We start from the raw sequence: 18,996 nt of genomic DNA, 5'->3' as shown, positions 1-18,996 counted from the left end.
GGACACACCGACAGTAGAAGACCTGCTAATACAAGCTACTATCAGTCAGAGTCGGGCGAAACTGGATGTTAAAGTGGTGCCGCTGAAGGGACTCGAACCCCCGACCCCATCATTACGAATGACGTGCTCTACCAGCTGAGCTACAGCGGCCTGCTTCTCTTCGCCGAGCCCTGCCTCGGGCCCGACTGTGCCGGCCTTTTCTAGTCAATTCGAAGCGAACGTCAATCGGAGATGGGGCGTTTTGAGAAAAACTTGCGCTCCTCACTCGGATGTGGCCGCTGTTCTCTCGACCCTGTGTCGCCTGTTAGCTTGGTGAGACGGGATGCGCCCACTTCAGAAATCCAGGCCTAGGTCGATTGTTCGGTAGGAATGGGTCAGCGCGCCGGAAGAGATATAGTCCACTCCGGTGGCGGCGATTGCCGCTACCGTTTCACGGGTTACGTTGCCCGACGCCTCGGTTACCAGACGTCCGTCGACCATCGCGACTGCTTTTGCCAGGGTTTCCACGGACATATTGTCCAGAAGAACCACATCCGCGCCACCCACATCCAGGACTTCAGCCAGTTGATCCAGGCGGTCGATCTCGATCTCGACCTTCATCATGTGCGAGGCGCGGGATTTCGTAGCCTGCAGAACTGCGGCGATTCCACCGGCGGCGGCGATATGGTTATCCTTGATCAGGATTGCATCTGACAGGGAAAACCGGTGATTGAAACCGCCGCCGTGCAGGACGGCCTGTTTTTCGACAACGCGCAGCCCGGGCGTTGTTTTACGGGTACAGGTGATGCGCGCCTTTGTACCTTTGATTTCCGCCACAAGGGCCGCTGTTTTTGTCGCCACGCCAGTCAAACGTCCGGCAAAGTTCAGCGCCACGCGTTCTCCGGACAGGATTGAGGCGGCGCTGCCCCTGATTTCCATCAGCGTTTCATCTTTGGCGCACCGCTGACCGTCGACGACAAGCGAGGTAATCTGAAGTGATGGGTCGACCAGACGGAAAGCCAGTTCCGCGACCTGCATTCCGGAAACAACAGCGTCTTCGCGCGCGTTGAGACGGGCCGTGTACTGCGTTCCTGCCGGAATAACGGTCAGGGTGGTGATGTCGCCATTGGAGCCGAGATCCTCCATCAATGCAGCCCGGACAAGGGGCTCCAGGATCATGTCAGGCAATGTCGGGATTGTCATTGTAGAACCTTTGCGATGCGGTCGCGCAGTGTCACGGCTTCGCCGAGTGTCAAAGCTGATCGTTTGCCGGGGCCGGGATCTGTCTGGGGAAAATCGGACCGAAAATGCGCGCCGCGGCTTTCTTCGCGCATCAGCGCGGCCGCAGTAATCAGGGTGGCGGTTGCAGTCATGTTCAGAAACGTGGCCGATGCCGCGTTTTGCCTTTCGAGCTTGGCGATTTCGGACAGCGCCCGGCGCAATCCCTTGCCACACCGAACTACGCCCACGCAATCCGTCATGACCCGCCGCAGAGTTGAAACCGCCGGGACCTCTGCCCTCGGATTGCCCGCGGCCAGGTGTATCGCAACCTCAGGGCACGGTTTCGCCGGCGTATTGGCTGCGATGTCTTGCGCGCAGGTGCGCGCAAAGACCAACGCCTCCAGCAACCCGTTTGAGGCGAGGCGATTGGCTCCGTGCAGGCCCGTAGATGCGGCTTCGCCACAAACCCAAAGCCCTGTCAGGGTGCTTCGGCCGTTAAGTTCTACATCAACACCCCCCATGTGGTAGTGAGCTGCGGGCGTGACCGGGATCGGTTGTGACACAGGATCCACCCCGTTGCGAATACAGGCGTCGGTCACGGCCAGAAATTGCGTTGTGATTTCTACGCCAATGGCCGCCCTTGTGTCCAGCGCAGGCCGCTGTCCGGATTGCGCCTGCAAGAAAACTGCCCGGGCAACAATATCTCGGGGCGCCAGATCACCATCGGCATGAACCCCCGCCATGAAGCACTTCCCAGCTTTGTCGATCAGAACCGCCCCTTCACCGCGCAATGCCTCGGTGGCCAGCGGCGTTGGATCTTCACCGACATTCATTGCGGTCGGATGAAACTGGACGAACTCAGCATCAGCTATTCGCGCCCCGGCACGGGCGGCCATGCCGATCCCCTGCCCGCGGATACGCGCCGGATTGGTAGTTTGGGCATATAGCCCCGCGGACCCGCCAGTCGCCAGAATGTGTGCGGCCCCGCGTAGAAGTACTGGTTTGGCGCCGTTGTCGGCGGCAGCAGTCAGGTAGACGCCGCTTACATGTTTGCCGTCGCTTTCCAGCCCGATGGCCTGAACCCCTTCGATCACCTGAACCGACGGGGTCCGGCGCAATTCGGCAATCAGGGCACGCATGATTTCCGCGCCTGCCTGATCCCCTTTCACCCGCACCACGCGGGCAGCGGAATGGGCGGCCTCGCGGGATTGAATATAGGCCCCGTCCGGCGTGCGATCGAAATCAGTACCCAGATCTGTCAGATCCAGAACATGGTCGCGGGCAGAGCGGGTCACGTATTCGGCAACCTCACGCAGAACGGACCCGGCCCCGGCACGGATGGTGTCTTCGGTATGGGCTTCAGGACTGTCACCCGGAGCCATGGCAGCGGCGACCCCGCCTTGCGCCCATGCGGAACTGGCCCCAGACCCCAGCGGCTCGGGCGAAATCATAACAACGGGTCGTGGTGCCAGTTTCAACGCGGCGTAAACGGCGGCCAGCCCGGCGCCGATAATGACCACCCTTGGAGTCGCAATTTCCTGCATCGGCTGGGTCAAATACCCAGCTTGCGGGACAGGTCGATCATTCGCTGCACGGACAACCGCGCCTTTTCGGCAATGCTCGCGTCAACCTCGACCTGACCGGTCATCGTGTCGAGTGCATAAAGCACCTTTTCCAGCGTGATCTTTTTCATGTACGGGCACATATTGCACGGCCCGACAAATTCGACCTCGGGCAATTCATCGGCGATGTTCGACGCCATCGAACATTCCGTGATCAGCAGTGCTTTCTCGGGCTTTTCTTCGGTGACATACTTGATGATGCCGCTCGTCGATCCGGAGAAGTCGGCCTCATTCACCACGTCCGGCGGACATTCAGGGTGCGCAATCAGGCGCGTACCGGGATTCCATTCACGGAAATCGCGCAGATCGTTGGCGCTGTATTGTTCGTGAACGATGCAGGACCCTTCCCACCAGACCACGTTCTTTTGCGGCACGTCACGCGCCACGTTCTGGGCCAGGTACTGGTCCGGCGTCATGATGACCGTTTCACTGTCCTGCGCGGCCACGATCTGCGCCGCGTTCGACGAGGTGCAGCAGATGTCGGATGCGGCTTTGACCTCGGCGGTCGTGTTCACATAGGACACAACCGGTGCGCCTGGATAGCGGCGGCGCATTTCCGCGATTCCCTCGGCTGTAATGGACTCGGCAAGCGAGCATCCCGCCTCCATATCCGGCATCAGTACCGTCTTTTCCGGGCTGAGGATCTTGGAGGTTTCCGCCATGAAATGCACACCGCATTGCACGATCACATCTGCCTCGACCTCGGTCGCCTTGATCGACAGTTGAAGGCTGTCACCCCCAAAGTCCGAGATACCGTGAAAAATCTCTGGCGTCATGTAGTTATGGCCCAGGACGACCGCATTCCGCTCGGCTTTCAGATCATTGATCGCCTTCACGTAAGGGGCATAGATCGCCCAGTCCGACGGGGACACAACGCGGGACATGCGCGCATAAATGTCTGCCATGCTAGCGGCCAGTTCCGGCGATGGGCTGAGGTCATATTTTTCGGAAAGATGCGCGCGCTGCGCGGGTAGGTCGAACACGGGACTGTTTTTCTGCCTGATGACGTCGTGAAGCTCTGATTATTCGATTTTCTTCAGAATGGCTACCGTCAACGTGAACCGGCAAAACTGACCCAAATTTTCTGCGATGGATGGCCAAGGCGGTTGCCAATCGCCCGCAGTTTTCCTAGCCTGACGCAAAGGCAACAACCAACAAAAGGAGGGCACGAGCTGAACATGCGTATCATCCGCCGACTTCAGCACGGTCCCCGTTTCGCCCTGTAGATCCGTTTACAGGGCCGACCCGAGACACCTTTCATCGACGGTCTGCTCAAAGCCGCTGTGCGGCCATACCTTCTGGGTGCGAGATTTCCATGACTGTCATCAACATCAATGCCTTGGGCGTGACCCTTGGCGCGACTTTATTTTCTGACCTCAACCTGACCATATCGAAAACCGACCGGATCGGTCTGGTGGCCGCAAACGGACGCGGCAAGTCCACGCTGCTTGCATGCCTGTCGGGCGACCATGAGCCAACAACCGGAGCGGTTACCCGCGCTCGCGGCTTGCGAGCCGGACACGTAAAACAGGACATTCCGACCGGTGCGCTGGCGCACAGCTTGCACGATTGGGTCCTGGCGGGCCTGCCACCAGAGCAGGCGGACTACGAAAGCTGGCGTGTGGATGTCGTGCTGGATGAGCTTCAGATCCCCTATGAATTGCATCACGGGCCGCTGCGCGATCTGAGCGGCGGATGGCAGCGCACTGCCATGCTGGCCACGGTCTGGATCACCAGACCGGACCTGCTGCTCTTGGACGAGCCGACCAACCATCTTGACCTTAACCGGATTGCGCTGCTGGAAAACTGGCTTGGCGCATTGCCGTGCGACGTGCCGGTTGTGATCGCCTCGCATGACCGGGCGTTTCTGGATGCCACGACCAATCGCACCTTGTTTCTGCGCCCCGAAAATTCCCGCGTGTTTTCGGCGTCATACTCATCGGCACGTGCAGCCCTTGCAGAATCTGACGCAGCCGATGAGCGGCAGCAAGCCAATGAACTGAATAAGGCCCGGCAGCTTCGTCGTCAGGCGGCAAAACTGAAGAACGTTGGCGTGAATTCCGGCTCTGATCTGTTGCTGACCAAAACCAAACAGCTGTTACTAAGGGCCGACAAGCTGGAACAGGCAATCGGTCACGTTCACCACGAACAATCTGCAGGCGATATCCGGCTGGCGAACAGCGGCACTCATGCCAAGGCGCTTGTCTTTTTGGATGATGTGCCTGTTCGCTCGCCAAACGGGCAATTGCTTTTCAAGACTGGCCGGAAGTGGATTGCGCGCGGGGACAGAGTTGTGATGCTTGGCGCGAACGGTGCTGGCAAGACACGTTTGATTCAGACGATACAGGCAGCTCTGGCAGGGGCCGAAGATGGCATCAAATGCGCAGCGTCCATTGTTCCCGGCTTTTCCGATCAGCATCTGAGCCAGCTGGATGATGCGGAAACTCCTTTGGCTATGGTGGTAGCACAGTTTTCCATCGGCGATCAGAGGGCGCGTTCGGTCCTGGCCGGCGCTGGAATAGACTACCAGATGCAAGACACGACAATTGGAGCGTTGTCCGGCGGCCAAAAGGCCCGGCTGGCGATGGTGATGCTGCGGCTAAAGGCACCTGACTTCTATTTGCTCGACGAACCGACCAATCATCTGGACATCGACGGGCAAGAGGCGCTTGAGGCCGAGCTGACGGAACATGGCGCAACCTGCCTGCTGGTCAGTCACGACCGAAGTTTTCTGCGTAATGTAGGAAACCGGTTCTGGTGGATCAAAAACCAGAAACTTGAAGAAGTAGATAGCCCGGGAACGTTCCTGTCTGACCAAAGTCAAGGTGGCGCGAGTGCCTGAGGAACAGACTGGATTTCGTGCGTTTCTGCTGCGCGGCGCTGCACTGCAGCGCCGCGTTGGCTCGCAACGCGTTCAATTCGCTGGTTTTCGCCTGAATGCCTTCCCACAAGGGAGATTCCAGTTGTAGTTTTTGGGTTTATCAATAATAAAAGCCGGAAAGACAGACGCCTAGGAAAAGTATCGATAAAATGGATCAATCGACCCCCACCTGGACCCGCGAGGCCGCGCAAGCCTTGTACGACATGCCTTTGATGGATTTGCTGTTTCGCGCTCAGACGGTTCACCGCGAAAACTTTGATCCAAACAAGATCCAGACATCCAAGCTGCTCTCGATCAAAACCGGCGGATGCGCCGAAGATTGCGCATATTGTTCTCAGTCCGCTCGAAACGGCTCGAAGCTGTCGGCGTCAAAACTGATTGAGGTTCAGCGCGTTCTGAACGAGGCGCGCAAGGCAAAGGATGGCGGCGCGACCCGGTTCTGCATGGGGGCCGCCTGGCGCGAGCCCAAGGAACGGGACATGGACGCGCTTGTGGCCATGGTAGAGGGCGTGCGTGACCTTGGCATGGAAACATGTATGACGCTCGGCATGCTGGACGACAACCAGGTCGTCCGTTTGCGGGATGCCGGTCTGGACTATTACAACCACAATATCGACACGTCCGAACGGTACTATTCCGAAGTGATCACAACCCGCACTTTCGCAGACCGGATCGACACGATGAACCGGGTTCAGGAGGCCGGAATCAAGGTCTGCTCGGGTGGCATCCTTGGCATGGGCGAGGAAATTCAGGACCGCGTCGACATGCTGGTGACGCTGGCCAACATGTCCCCCGCGCCCGATTCCGTGCCGATCAACATGCTGATGCCACAGGAAGACACACCGCTGGCCGACGCCAAGCCAATTGACCCGATCGACTTTGTACGCGCAATTGCAACCGCCCGCATCATGATGCCAAAATCCTACGTGCGTCTGTCCGCTGGCCGCAGTGAGATGAGCGATGAGATGCAGGCGATGTGTTTCCTGGCCGGAGCAAACTCGATCTTTGTGGGCGAAACCCTGCTGACCGCCGAAAACCCCGAGGAAGATACTGACGCAATCCTGTTTGCCAAACTGGGTTTGCAGGTCGAAACCGTGGCCGGGCAGAGCTGCGTGGAAGCGGCTGAATGAAGGCATTGGACCGCCTGAAATCCATGCTGGATGTTCTGAACAACCGGCACCGCTATAGGGTGCTCGCACCTCGTTGCGGCCTGGATTTTGCCTCCAATGACTATCTGGGACTGGCGCAGTCTCCCATGCTGAAGGTGGCGGCGCAAGACGCGCTGGACCGCGGAGTTCCGCTGGGGTCCGGCGGGTCGCGCCTGTTGCGGGGCAATCACCCTGAGCATGAAGCGCTGGAACAGGAAGCCGCCGCCTTCTTCCAGGCTGAATCCGCCTTGTTCATGGGCGGTGGGTTTCAGGCCAATCAGGCGATCTTTTCCACCCTGCCCGCCGCAGAAGATCTGGTTCTCTATGATGCATTGATTCATGCCAGCGCGCATGAAGGCATGCGCATGGGCCGCGCCACGACCCTGGAGTTTGCACATAACGATGTCGCCGATGCGCGGCGTGTCATCGCAGAGTGGCATTCGGCCGGAGGCTCCGGTCAGATCTGGATTGCCGTTGAAAGCATCTACTCGATGGAAGGCGACTTCGCGCCTTTGGCAGAATTGTCGGAGCTGGCCCGCGCCAATGACGCGATCCTTGTTGTGGACGAAGCCCATGCCACAGGCATATTCGGCCCGCAGGGCAAAGGGCTGGCGCATGGCTTGAACGCGGAACTGCTGACGCTGCACACCTGCGGCAAAGGGCTTGGTGTTGCCGGCGGGTTGATTTGCGGATCAAGGGTGATGATCGACGCCCTGATCAACCGCGCGCGCCCTTTCATCTTTGCAACCGCCCCCTCCCCCTTTAACGCAGCGCTGGTGCGGGCAATGATCAGCGTGCTGAAGGCGGATAGCTCGCTGATTGATGCGGCGCAGGAACGTCTGCGGCATGCCCATGCAGAAGCACGGCGTTTTGGCGTGCCGAACGACGTTCTGAACAGCCAGATCATACCCGTCATTCTGGGGGATGACGGGCGAACCATGGAAATGGCGGCCACGCTCGCAGAACACGGATTCGATGTGCGCGGTATTCGACCGCCGACCGTGCCGCGCGGCACTTCGAGGTTGCGTATCTCTATCACCGGCAATGTCAGCAAGGCGGAAATCAGCGCCCTGTTCGAAACACTGAACCGTTACCAGAGGAAAGCGGCATGAGCGCTGTCGTCGTGACAGGAACCGACACCGGTGTCGGCAAAACGGTCTTCGCCGCAGGCCTGACGGCGGCGCTTGGTGCCAGCTATTGGAAACCAGTTCAATCCGGGTTGGAGGATGCAACCGACAGCGAAATCGTTGCAACTCTCTCGGGGGCTGAAGTGCTGCCGGAAGCCTATCGGTTGAACATGCCTGCATCCCCGCACCTGTCCGCCGAGGATATGGGTGTCGAAATCGACCTGTCGCAGCTTGCACTGCCGGAGGTTGACGGCCCGTTGGTTGTTGAGGGCGCAGGCGGGGTCATGGTGCCGCTAAACCGCAGGCATTTCTTTCTGGACCTGTTCACCCACTGGCAGGCGCCGGTGGTGCTTGTCGCGCGTACCGCGCTTGGAACGATCAACCATACGACCCTGTCCCTGATGGCGCTGCGCAACGCGGGCTGCACCGTGGTTGGCGTGGCCTTTATCGGCGATGCGGAACCCGAAGTAGAACAAACTATCGTCGAAATGTGTAACGTCCGCCATCTGGGCCGGCTGCTGCTAATCGACGATCTGTCACACGACACGCTGTCAGCGGCCTTTGAAGCCATCGATGTCAACGCTATCCGGAGCGTCCTGTGACCCCGCTGGAATTCGACGCACGCCATCTTTGGCATCCCTACACCAATGTGTTGAACCCCGGCCCGATGCACCTCATCACCGGGGCCGAGGGCGTCTGGCTTACTCGGGAAGACGGCACACAGATGATCGATGCCATGTCGTCATGGTGGTGTGCAGTTCACGGGCATCGGCACCCTGCCATTATCAGCGCAATGCAGGATCAGCTGGCGCGAATGCCGCATGTCATGTTCGGCGGCCTGACCCACGAACCCGCCGTGGAACTGGGCCGCAGGCTGATCAGCCTGTTGCCGGATGGTCTGGACCGCATTTTTTACAGCGACAGCGGTTCGGTCGCGATAGAAGTCGCCCTGAAAATGGCTGTTCAATATCAGATGGCATTGGGTCGTTCCGAGCGCACGGAATTCGCCACCATTCGCGGCGGTTATCATGGCGACACCTGGAAGGCGATGAGCGTTTGCGACCCCGTCAACGGTATGCACGGGCTGTTTCGGGGCGCATTGTCGATACAGCATTTTTTGCCCCGCCCACAGATCACTTTGGATCAGGACTGGTCTGACGACACTGCACTCAATGGCCTCGGCGCGCTTGAGGAGTTGCTGGAAACCAAAGGCAATCGAATTGCCGCACTGATCCTGGAACCGGTGGTTCAGGGCGCGGGCGGCATGTATTTTTATCACCCGGTCTGGCTAAAACGCGCGCGGGCGCTGTGCGATGCATACGGGGTTTTGTTGATTTTCGACGAAATCGCCACGGGCTTCGGCCGCACCGGCGAATTGTTTGCGATGCATCTGGCTGACGTCGTGCCGGACATTCTTTGTCTTGGTAAAGCGCTGACAGGTGGTCATATCACTCTGGCGGCCACGGTCGCCACTGAACCTGTGGCTCGTGGGATCGGTGAAAGCGAAGCCAGTGTGCTGATGCACGGCCCCACCTATATGGCCAATCCGCTGGCCTGTGCCGCCGGTGCCGCCAGCCTTGACCAACTGTCCCGGCGCGACTGGCGCGCCGAGGTGCACGCAATCGCACAGCAGATGGCACATGAACTTGCCCCCGCGCGGAATTTGCCCGGAGTGGCGGATGTCCGGGTTCTGGGTGCGATCGGCGTCATCGAGATGGAGAATTGGGTTGATCCATCTATCGCGCACAGGAAGGCGCCGGAAACCGGTGTCTGGCTGCGCCCGTTTGCGCGGAATATCTATTGCATGCCACCCTATGTCATCTCACCGGACGAGTTGAGCAAAGTCACCGCTGCGATGGTGGCGTTGGCCAGGGAATCGTAATGAAACGCCAGTGGTTATCCCGGTCGGAACAGTCATCACTGATCCTTGTTTTTGGTGGCTGGGCGCTGGGTGCGGCCCCGTTTGCAGAACTGACGGGACAGGACGATGTCCTGCTGGTGGATGACTACCGTCACTTGGATGATGCCCTGCCCGAACTCGCGCAATATGACCGCGTTGATCTGATTGCTTTTTCTTTCGGTGTCGCGTCCGCCGCGCATTGGATGGCAATGACTGGCTTTTCACCCGCGCGTCTTGTCGCCGTCAGTGGAACGCTGTCGCCAGCGGATGCGGAAACCGGAATAGCGCCCCAAATGATACGCGCGACAGCCGATGGCCTTACGGCAGACAGTTTTTCGAAATTTTGCCGTCGCGCCGGTTTGCAAGGCCCCGCTCCTGCCCTGAACATCGAGGCCGCGCAGGCTGAGCTGCATTGCATCATTGATCGGGGTCCAGCCCCGGAACGTGCCTTTGATCGCGTCTGGATACCTGAAAAGGACCGGATCATCCCGACCGGCGCCCAAAAGGCAGCATGGGCGCGGCAAGGCAAGGCTGTTCGCCCAGTTTCGGGGCCACATGTTCCGTTTCGGGCCGGGCAAAGCTGGGCGGAGTGGATCACATGATGGCGCATTTGACAGACCGGGTTCAGCGCAGCTTCAGCCGTAGCTTTGACACCTATCACCAGGCCGCGGGTCCTCAGGGGCGGATCGCAGAGCGACTGGTAACGGACCTGCGCGATTGCGGCGCGCCGGGTCACTTTTCCTCAGTCCTGGAACTTGGCTGCGGTACCGGGCTTTTGACACAGAAGCTGCGCGATGCATTTGTCATTGGAGACCTGATCCTCAACGATTTGGCGCCCGAAGCCGGGATGACTGCACAAACGGCCGCCGCCACGTTCCTGTGCGGGGACGCGCTGCAGGTAGACTGGCCCGACCGGCCTGATCTGATCACCTCTGCCTCAATGATCCAGTGGCTGGCGGATCCGGCTGCACTTTTGCGCAGAGCCGCAGACGCGCTTGCGCCGGGTGGTTGGCTGGCAGTCTCGGGCTTTGGCCCAAAGCAGTATCATGAGCTCGCTCAAATCGGCTCGTCCGCAGGGGCACCGGGTTTGTGCCGTTCCGAGGATCTAGCTGCTTCAGTCCAAACTGAAATGGAACTTGTGACATCGGGCGAGCATGTGCAGCAACTGCACTTCGCGTCACCGCGTCTTGCGCTTAAACATCTGCGCCAAACCGGGGTCAACGGGCGGGCCAAACAGTTCTGGACCAAATCCGATCTGTTGCGGTTTTCAACAGATTACACCCGCCGGTTCGGGACCGACGCCGGCGTACCTTTGACCTATCATTCAGTCTGGATCGTCGCACGAAAACCGGTCTAAGTCACCTTTGTGCCCGGACCGAACAAGACAGATGGCTTAGATGTAGGAATTGGCAATCAATTGCTGGGTATAGGCATGATGGGCAGATCTGCTTCGCAGTTGCTCGACGCTCAGATGCTCGACGATTTGGCCGGCGTTCATCACGGCAATGTGGTCACACAAATGCCCGACAACCGCCAGATCATGGCTGACCATAAGATATGTCAGGGATCGCTCGGCGCGTATGTCGGTCAACAGGTTGAGAATCTCGGCCTGAATTGAAACGTCCAGCGCGCTGGTCGGCTCGTCCAGCAAAAGCACATCCGGCTCGGCCGCCAGCGCCCGTGCAATTGCAACCCTTTGGCGTTGGCCGCCTGACAGCTGATGCGGATACCGAAAACGAAACCTTTGGCCCAGATCCACATTGGCCAGAAGATCCTCGATCCGGCGGTCAATGTCGGTCATGCCGTGTAGACGCAAGGTTTCAGACAGAACCTGATCGACGGTCTGGCGGGGGTGAAGCGAGGCATAGGGGTCCTGAAAGACCATTTGAACCGTCTGATAGAACTCGCGCGAGCGATGTCGGCCCAGTTCGGCACCGTTGACATGCATTCTGCCGGACCAGCCGGGTACAAGGCCGGACAGCGCCCGCAATATTGTCGACTTGCCCGAACCGCTTTCGCCGACAAGGCCCAGGCTCTGCCCCTGAGCAACAGAAAGCGAGGCGCTGCGCACGGCGTCCACCCGATCCCTTCCCGTTCCGAACCAGACGTTCAGATTGTGTATGTCGATCATGCTCATGGCTTGACCTGTCCGCTGACCGAAGGCGCATCGGCCCAGGCTTCGTCCCTGTTCAGAACCGCAAGCCTTTCATGCGGCTCATCCAGACGGGGCAAGGCATTCAGAAGTCCCTGAGTATATGGGTGTTTGGCCTCAGACAGCTTGTCGGCATCACAGACTTCGACAATGCGCCCCGCAAACATGATCAGCACCCTGTCGCAGAATTCGGCCACCAGGTTCAGATCATGGCTGATAAAGATCAGCCCCATTCCACGCTCGCGCACCAGATCGTCCATGATATTCAACACCTGACGCTGGACCGAAACATCCAGCGCGCTCGTCGGTTCGTCGGCAATCAGGATCTCGGGATTTGCGGCCAGCATCATGGCGATCATGATCCTTTGCCCCATGCCGCCGGACATCTCGTGCGGATAAGCACGCAGTACCCTTTCCGGGTCTCGGATTGCAACGGCGTCCAGCATTTCCAGACTGCGCGTTCGGGCAGTGGAATGCCCGGCGCCGGTGGATTGGTGATAGGCCTCGATCATCTGCGCACCGATGGTCATCACGGGGTTCAGGCTGAACTTGGGATCCTGCATGACCATGGAAATCTTGCTGCCGCGAACAGCGCGCATCTTGGGTTCGGACAACCTCAGCAGGTCAACGTCGTGCAGCTTGATATGGTCCGCCTCGACAAGACCCGGGCTGCGCACCAGGCGCAGGATTGCCCGCCCGGTCATGGACTTCCCGGATCCGCTTTCGCCGACGATCCCCAGTCTTTCCCGCCCAAGGCTGAAACTGACCCCGCGCACTGCGTCGAACACGCCCCTGCGGGACGGAAACCGAACCCAGAGGTTCTGCACATCCAGCAACTGTTCGCTCATCCTTGGCCCCCTTGTTTGGGGTCAAGAATGTCACGCAATCCGTCGCCCAGCAGATTGAAGGCAAGCGACACGGTGAATATCGCCAGCCCCGGCATGGTGGCGACCCACCAGTGATCCAGGATGAAACGGCGCCCCTCGGAAATCATCGCACCCCATTCCGGGCTGGGCGGTTGCGCGCCGAGACCCAGAAATCCAAGACCGGCCGCCGCAAGAATGATCCCTGCCATATCCAGCGTGACCCGAACGATGAGTGAACTGATGCACAACGGCCAGATGTGGCGCGTGATGATCCGGAACGGACCGGCCCCTTGCAACCTTATGGCGCTGATATAGTCCTGCGATCTGATCGTCAGCGTCTCGGCCCGAGCCAACCGTGCATAGGGCGGCCAGGCAGTGAGCGATATTGCTAGAACCGCATTCTCGATACCTGCACCTAGCCCCGCCACAAAGGCCAGTGCCAGAACCAGCCGGGGAAAGGCCAGAAAGATGTCGGTAATCCGCATCAGGACAAGGTCGGCGATTCCGCCGACATATCCTGCCACGGTGCCAACCAGAAGCCCTAAAACCGGCGCTATAAGAGCGACAAGTGCCACGATGTAAAGCGTTATTCTAGCACCGAAAATCAGGCGGCTGAGGATATCGCGCCCGAGGCTGTCCGTCCCCAACAGATGTCCTTCTGTCCCAAGCGGAAGCAGACGTTTGCCAAGGTCCTGAACATACGGATCATGCGGTGCCAGAAGTGGCGCGAACAGGGCGGTCAGAATCAGCGCCACAATGATGACCAAACCGATCATGGCCATGACATTGCCGCGCAACGTGAGCCATCCGTTATATATGGAGGCGAGGCGAGCCTGTACCCTGCTTTCCGGTTCTTCCGAGAGAAGCCATTGTCGTAGCGTTTGAGTGGTCATTTGGCCCTCGGGTCCAGAACTTTGTAAAGCAGATCGCTTGCGACGTTCAGCAATATGAAGCAGAAACCGACAACCACGGTTCCACCCAGAACGGCATTCATGTCCGCACTCAGAAGCGCCGTGGTGATATAGCTGCCGATGCCGGGCCAACTGAAGATGATTTCGGTCAGCACGGACCCTTCCAGCAATCCCGCATAAGACAGGGCTATGACGGTGATCAGCTGCACACGGATGTTGCGGAAGGCGTGACGCCAGATAACGATACGTTCGGGCAATCCTTTTACACGGGCGGTCAGGATGTATTCTGCGCTGAGTTGCTCCAGCATGAAACTGCGGGTCATGCGGCTGATATAGGCCAGCGAATAATAACCCAGCAGCAGCGCGGGCAGGATAATATGGCTGACGGCATTCCAGAAGACCGTCATGTCGCCGGCAATCAGGCTGTCGACAAGGATCATACCCGTACGCGTCGGCACGATGTCCTCGTAGAAAATATCCAGGCGCCCCGGGCCACCGACCCATCGCAACTTGCCGTAGAATATCATCAATCCCATCAAGCCCAGCCAGAAGATCGGCATTGAGTATCCCACCAACGCGATGAAGCGGGCGATCTGATCGATCCAGCTACCCCGGTTGACGGCCGCGACAATGCCCAGCGGCACGCCGACCAGAATACCCGCCAGAACACCCAGGGTGGCCAGTTCCAGAGTTGCGGGAAAAACCCGCTTAATATCTTCAATCACTGGGCGCGCGTTAAGGTAGGAAATTCCAAAATCCAGCCGGGCGACGTCGGAAAGGTAATACCAGAACTGGACAAGCAAAGGCTTATCCAGCCCGAGCATTTCATAAGTTTCCTGATAAACTTCCTGCGTGGCGCGTTCACCCACTATCGCAATCACCGGGTCGACCGGCATCACCCTTCCGATGATGAAGGTCACAAATAACAATCCCAGCATCGTCACCAGAATCGATCCGATCGTCAGAACGGTTGTTTTTAAGACGTGCATGAGAGGCGCGAGCCCGCGCCTCTCGGAATTTGTCATGTCGCTCATTACTTGGTTACGACGAAATAACCGGCTTCGGACACCGCACCGCCAAGGTTCCAGTTGGTGACGTTACCGCCGATCCCGGATCTCTCAGTCCTTTGGAACATGATTGCAAAGGGCGAAGTCTGGCGGAATATGGCCTGGATTTCCTCGTACATCTCGGCCCGTTTTGCCGTGTCGGGTTCAATCTTGGCCGCATCGGTCATTGCCGTCAGTTCCCCGGGGTTCCAAGAATTGCGCCAAGCAAGAATCCCGGTGGCCTTTGCTTCGTCCGAATTGTCAGGATTCCAGGCAAAGGTTCCGGCATTGGTCTGCGGATCGGGGTAATCCGGCCCCCAAGCGCCAAGATAGGCGTCCAGTTCACGGGCGCGATACCGGGTCAGCACCTGCTTGGCGGTCCCCACAGTGATCTTCATGGTGATCCCGGCCTCGGCCAGCGTGTTCTGGATGGACTGTGCGATCTCGATACGTTCCTGCGCCTCGCGCACACCGACTTCGAACTCAAACCCCGAAATACCCGCCTCGGCCAGCAATGCCTTGGCTTTTTCCGGATCATAGCTGAACGGATTGTCGTCGACCGATCCCATGTAGGTTGCAGGCAGGAAGTTCTGGTGAACCGCCCAGTCACCCTTGAGGAAACTATCGGCCATCGCTTCATAATCGATCAGGTACTTTATGGCCTCCATGACCTTTGGGTTCGACAGTTCGGGGTGTTTCTGGCTCAGCGAGAAATACATGATCTGACCGCTCAGGGCCGCGTACATGTCCAGATCGGCGTTCGACTCGACCGCGGCCATGTCTTCAGGGTTCAGGTTGCGTGCGATGTCGATATCGCCTGCCTCCAGCAACAGCCGCTGCGACGCGCTTTCCTGCACATGGCGGGTGATGACGCGTTCCATGGCAGGGGCACCGCCATAATAATCAGGGTTGGACTGCAGCGAATAGCTTTCATTCGGTTTCCAGCCTGTCAGCATGTAGGGACCGGAACCCGCCGAGTTTGTCGCCAGCCAGGTGTTGCCCATGTCGCCATCCACGGCGTTGGCTTCGACGGTCTTCATATCGACGATAGCGCCGACACCGGCTGTCAGGCAGTTCAGCACAAAGGATGTCGCGTATTTCTTGTCCGTGGTAATCAGCAGCTTGCCATCTTCCACGCGGATCATTTGATCAACATTTTCAGGGGTGAAACCGAACTGAGTGAGGATGAAGGCCGGTGTCTTGTTCAGCTTGATGACACGGCGCAGCGAGTACGCCGCATCTTCCGCCGTCACCGGGTTGCCGGAGTGAAACTTGACGCCCTCGCGCATCGTAAAAGTGATCGTCTTTCCGTCCTCGGACACGTCCCATTTGGTCGCAAGATCCGGCTGATACCCGGCGTCCAGATCAAGCGGATCGTAATTGACCAGCTTGCCATAAATGTTGCGCGTCATCTCCATGCCGGTGAATTCAAACGACTGTGCCGGATCGGCTGTCGTGATGTCATCGATACGCATCGCCATGACCAGCATGTTGGGCGGCGTTTCGGCAAACGCGGCCGGTGCACCCACAGCCAGTGTCGCCGCAAAAGCTGCGGTGCCGACAAGTTTGGAAAATAACTTCATAGTCTAACTCCCTGTTGATTATGCTCGGGTCTACCCGCCCCAGGTGTCGGTCAGCACGCGCAGCCAGTTTCCGTTGGCTATCTTCGTGATCCGATCTTGTGTGTATCCATGGACCTCCATCGCGTTCAGCAATGCAGGCAGCTTTTCTGCGCCGTCGAGGGCATTGGGCACCGTGGCGCCGTCATAGTCCGAGCCCAGGGCCACACTGTCTTCGCCCATAACGTTAATCATATGATCGATATGGGCCAGAACCTGATCCAACGGCACATCCGGGTCGCGACGACCGTCTGCGCGCAGGAACTGGGCCGCGTAATTTATCCCCACGACACCGCCCTTTTCGCCGATTGCGCGCAGTTGCGCGTCGGTCAGGTTCCTGGAATTTGCGCAAATGGCATGGGCACAGGAATGTGTGGCCACCAGCGGCGCATCCGACGTTTCGGCGACATCCCAAAACCCCGCTTCGGTGATATGCGACAGGTCCACAAGAACACCAAGCGTGTTGCACCGTGCGACCAGCGACCTTCCCGCTTCGGTCAGTCCACCACCGGTATCGGGTGATCCGGGAAAGCGGAACGGAACGCCGTCGCAAAAGATGTTGTTGCGGCTCCAGACCGGGCCTAACGACCTGAGGCCAGCCGCATAGAACAGGTCGAGCGCTTTCAGGTCCGGATCAATCGCCTCGGCCCCTTCCATATGCATGATTGCGCCGATTTCGCCGGACTCGCAGGTTAGGCGCAACTCCGCCGCGTTCTTGCAAATGCGCAGCGCCCCGCGTTGCTCAAGCTGAACAAGACTGCTTGCCAATGCAACCGATCGTCTCATCGCCGCATCTTGTGGCAATTCGGGTGGCAACGGCACGTCATAGGTCGCTCCGGCCATCAGGCCATCATAGTCGATCGTATCGTTTTCGGATGGCCCCCAAATGGCGAAGAAACCGCCCAGCAATCCGCCGGCCTTCATTCTTGGACGATCAAGATGCCAGTCCCCGTTTCCGGAACAAAAAAGCGCAAGAGGATCCAAGGCATTCGAACCGGCAATTTTGCTTAAAACGTCATTGTGCCCGTCAATGGCGAATGGCGGCATCTCGAAAACCCTGGACTACGTGTTCTGAGCATGGTTCCGCTGGTTAGTATCAATTTGCAACAAAAAAATCCAAAACTCCGGAAATGTCTTTCGGAGGGATTGCAATAAAATGAATGCCTTCTGGGGACGCCAACAGGTTATAGGGCGGTTTTTGCCTTTGTCTGCCCATCAGCCCTCGGATGCAGATCATCAATAATGATTACGTGCTGATGAGGCTCATCGCCCTGTAGATGTGGGTGATCCTGCGGCAAATCCGGGTGGTCGTGACGGACAGGTCGGCCGTCATCGGCCGGCCATAGTCGCACGGCAGCCAGAAGACCGAACAATGCCAGAGCAGACAGCGAGACCATGGCGACAACGGTGCCGAACACGGTGATCAGCCAGCCCGACGCAGGGTAGAAGACCAACCAGCAGGCGTGAGACAAAGTGAATTGGGCTGCAAAGATTGCCGGACGGTCTTCGGGATGCGCCGACCGTGTAAGCAGCCGCCCTGTCGGCGTCAGTATCGCGGAATATCCCGCACCAACAAGAAGCCAGCCGACCATCAGAGCGGTTTGTGACAGCGGCGTTGCCAATGATGTCAGCGCCAACGTGAACAGGGTCAGAATGCTCAGCACCGCCCCTGACAGCATCACCTTTCGGTCGGGCACGCTGTTCAACAGGCGCGGAAGGGTCAATGCGGTCAGCATGGAACCTGCCCCGAACGCCGCCAAGACAACCGCGACAGCACTTTCCGACAGGCCCAGATCCCCACGCACGATGACAACGGTGTTGACGATGACCATCGCGCCGGTGGCCGAGGCGACCCAGTTCAGCGCCAGCAAGCCGCGCAGGCGCGGCGTTCTGAGATATAGCCGCATCCCGCGCGTTGTCCGATCGTAAATGCCGCGCGGCTTTGCCGGCTTTGGCGACGGCAGAAGCACCGAGACGACCAGAAGCGCCGATGCGACAAACCCGATTCCGGTACCCCAGAAAAGGTTGTCAAAGCTCATCACGGTCAATAGCGCCGCCGCCAGCATCGGGCTCAGCAGGCTTTCCATGTCAAACGCAAGACGGGACAGCGACAGCGCCTTGGTATAGTCTTCTTCATCAGGAAGAACGTCGGGGATCGTGGCCTGAAAGGCGGGTGTGAACCCGGCCGATGCCGATTGCAGGACAAAGATCAGAACGTAGACCTGCCAGACCTCTGATACAAATGGAAGGGTCATGGCAACCGCGGCCCGGATCAGGTCGAGGACCACCAGCATTCGTCTCCGATCGACGCGCTCGGCAAATGCCGCCGCAATCGGAGCGATCGTGACATAGGCCACCATTTTGATGGTCAGTGCGGTTCCCAACACCAGAGCCGCCGATTCCCCTGCCAGCTGAAAGGCAAGCAGGCCAAGCGCAACAGTGGCAAGACCTGTGCCTGAAAGCGCCACGATCTGGGCGAAGAAAAGATGGCGATAGGTGCGATTTCTAAGAACTGAAAGCATCG

At 58.7% G+C, this 18,996-nt stretch carries 17 protein-coding genes and 1 tRNA gene; 7 read left to right on the top strand and 11 right to left on the bottom strand.

The genetic code is table 11. The annotated features are described in order from the left end of the window. Window positions 1-74 precede the first annotated feature (74 nt). From ACR0CG_RS14995 to nadA, 4 genes are all read right to left on the bottom strand, one after another. Window positions 75-150: transfer RNA gene (locus ACR0CG_RS14995), tRNA-Thr, on the bottom strand. A gap of 183 nt (window positions 151-333) precedes the next feature. Then, complete coding sequence (gene nadC / locus ACR0CG_RS14990; protein ID WP_480525926.1) at window positions 334-1,182, bottom strand: carboxylating nicotinate-nucleotide diphosphorylase; 849 nt, start codon at window positions 1,180-1,182, stop codon at window positions 334-336. Further along, window positions 1,179-2,744, bottom strand: coding sequence for an L-aspartate oxidase (locus tag ACR0CG_RS14985; RefSeq protein ID WP_480525925.1), 1,566 nt, complete (start codon window positions 2,742-2,744; stop codon window positions 1,179-1,181). Before ACR0CG_RS14985 ends, nadC begins: the two co-directional genes overlap by 4 nt. Window positions 2,745-2,752: 8 nt before the next feature. Then, a complete protein-coding gene (gene nadA, locus ACR0CG_RS14980; RefSeq protein ID WP_480525924.1) occupies window positions 2,753-3,805 on the bottom strand; it encodes a quinolinate synthase NadA in 1,053 nt (350 codons plus the stop codon). A 332-nt stretch (window positions 3,806-4,137) separates the two neighbouring features. On the opposite strand from nadA, the gene ACR0CG_RS14975 reads away from it, so the two are divergent. The 7 genes from ACR0CG_RS14975 (at window position 4,138) to ACR0CG_RS14945 (ending at window position 11,235) form a co-directional block, all read left to right on the top strand. Beyond that, window positions 4,138-5,664: an ABC-F family ATP-binding cassette domain-containing protein gene (locus tag ACR0CG_RS14975; RefSeq protein WP_480525922.1), complete on the top strand. Its 1,527-nt coding sequence runs from the start codon at window positions 4,138-4,140 to the stop codon at window positions 5,662-5,664. Between the two features lie 188 nt (window positions 5,665-5,852). Continuing rightward, window positions 5,853-6,833, top strand: a complete 981-nt coding sequence (bioB, locus tag ACR0CG_RS14970) for a biotin synthase BioB (protein WP_170611795.1) — start codon at window positions 5,853-5,855, stop codon at window positions 6,831-6,833. After that, on the top strand, window positions 6,830-7,963 hold the full coding sequence (locus ACR0CG_RS14965; protein ID WP_480525920.1) for an 8-amino-7-oxononanoate synthase: 1,134 nt from the start codon (window positions 6,830-6,832) through the stop codon (window positions 7,961-7,963). The genes bioB and ACR0CG_RS14965 overlap by 4 nt, the downstream gene beginning before the upstream one ends. Continuing rightward, entirely contained in the window at window positions 7,960-8,580 is a 621-nt protein-coding gene (gene bioD, locus ACR0CG_RS14960) for a dethiobiotin synthase (RefSeq protein WP_480525918.1), read from the top strand. The genes ACR0CG_RS14965 and bioD overlap by 4 nt, the downstream gene beginning before the upstream one ends. Beyond that, complete coding sequence (gene bioA, locus ACR0CG_RS14955) at window positions 8,577-9,860, top strand: adenosylmethionine--8-amino-7-oxononanoate transaminase (RefSeq protein WP_480525917.1); 1,284 nt, start codon at window positions 8,577-8,579, stop codon at window positions 9,858-9,860. Before bioD ends, bioA begins: the two co-directional genes overlap by 4 nt. Beyond that, the gene (locus tag ACR0CG_RS14950) at window positions 9,860-10,480 is read left to right on the top strand and encodes a pimeloyl-ACP methyl esterase BioG family protein (RefSeq protein ID WP_170679016.1); all 621 of its coding nucleotides are present in this window, start codon (window positions 9,860-9,862) and stop codon (window positions 10,478-10,480) included. Before bioA ends, ACR0CG_RS14950 begins: the two co-directional genes overlap by 1 nt. Then, the gene (locus ACR0CG_RS14945) at window positions 10,477-11,235 is read left to right on the top strand and encodes a methyltransferase domain-containing protein (protein WP_480525915.1); all 759 of its coding nucleotides are present in this window, start codon (window positions 10,477-10,479) and stop codon (window positions 11,233-11,235) included. The genes ACR0CG_RS14950 and ACR0CG_RS14945 overlap by 4 nt, the downstream gene beginning before the upstream one ends. 36 nt (window positions 11,236-11,271) lie before the next feature. Here ACR0CG_RS14945 and ACR0CG_RS14940 read toward each other — a convergent pair whose 3' ends face one another. The 7 genes from ACR0CG_RS14940 to ACR0CG_RS14910 all read right to left on the bottom strand — a co-directional run bounded on the left by ACR0CG_RS14940 (window position 11,272) and on the right by ACR0CG_RS14910 (window position 18,994). After that, window positions 11,272-12,015, bottom strand: coding sequence for an ABC transporter ATP-binding protein (locus ACR0CG_RS14940; protein WP_480525913.1), 744 nt, complete (start codon window positions 12,013-12,015; stop codon window positions 11,272-11,274). Beyond that, window positions 12,012-12,878: an ABC transporter ATP-binding protein gene (locus tag ACR0CG_RS14935; protein ID WP_480525912.1), complete on the bottom strand. Its 867-nt coding sequence runs from the start codon at window positions 12,876-12,878 to the stop codon at window positions 12,012-12,014. The genes ACR0CG_RS14940 and ACR0CG_RS14935 overlap by 4 nt, the downstream gene beginning before the upstream one ends. Next, window positions 12,875-13,789, bottom strand: a complete 915-nt coding sequence (locus ACR0CG_RS14930; RefSeq protein ID WP_480525910.1) for an ABC transporter permease — start codon at window positions 13,787-13,789, stop codon at window positions 12,875-12,877. Before ACR0CG_RS14930 ends, ACR0CG_RS14935 begins: the two co-directional genes overlap by 4 nt. Next, the gene (locus ACR0CG_RS14925) at window positions 13,786-14,796 is read right to left on the bottom strand and encodes an ABC transporter permease (protein ID WP_480525908.1); all 1,011 of its coding nucleotides are present in this window, start codon (window positions 14,794-14,796) and stop codon (window positions 13,786-13,788) included. The genes ACR0CG_RS14930 and ACR0CG_RS14925 overlap by 4 nt, the downstream gene beginning before the upstream one ends. A 44-nt stretch (window positions 14,797-14,840) precedes the next feature. Continuing rightward, window positions 14,841-16,436, bottom strand: coding sequence for an ABC transporter substrate-binding protein (locus ACR0CG_RS14920; RefSeq protein ID WP_480525907.1), 1,596 nt, complete (start codon window positions 16,434-16,436; stop codon window positions 14,841-14,843). Window positions 16,437-16,466: 30 nt separating this feature from the next. Further along, window positions 16,467-17,519, bottom strand: coding sequence for a dipeptidase (locus ACR0CG_RS14915; protein ID WP_480525905.1), 1,053 nt, complete (start codon window positions 17,517-17,519; stop codon window positions 16,467-16,469). A gap of 137 nt (window positions 17,520-17,656) precedes the next feature. Next, window positions 17,657-18,994 carry an MFS transporter gene (locus tag ACR0CG_RS14910; protein ID WP_480525903.1) on the bottom strand — a complete coding sequence of 446 codons (1,338 nt, stop codon included), beginning with the start codon at window positions 18,992-18,994 and terminating at the stop codon, window positions 17,657-17,659. Between the last annotated feature and the right edge of the window lie 2 nt (window positions 18,995-18,996).

The organism is Ruegeria sp. AB8 (assembly GCF_056542605.1).
The sequence above is the reverse complement of the archived record's forward strand: the minus strand, read 5'-3'. Positions and strand labels throughout refer to the sequence as shown.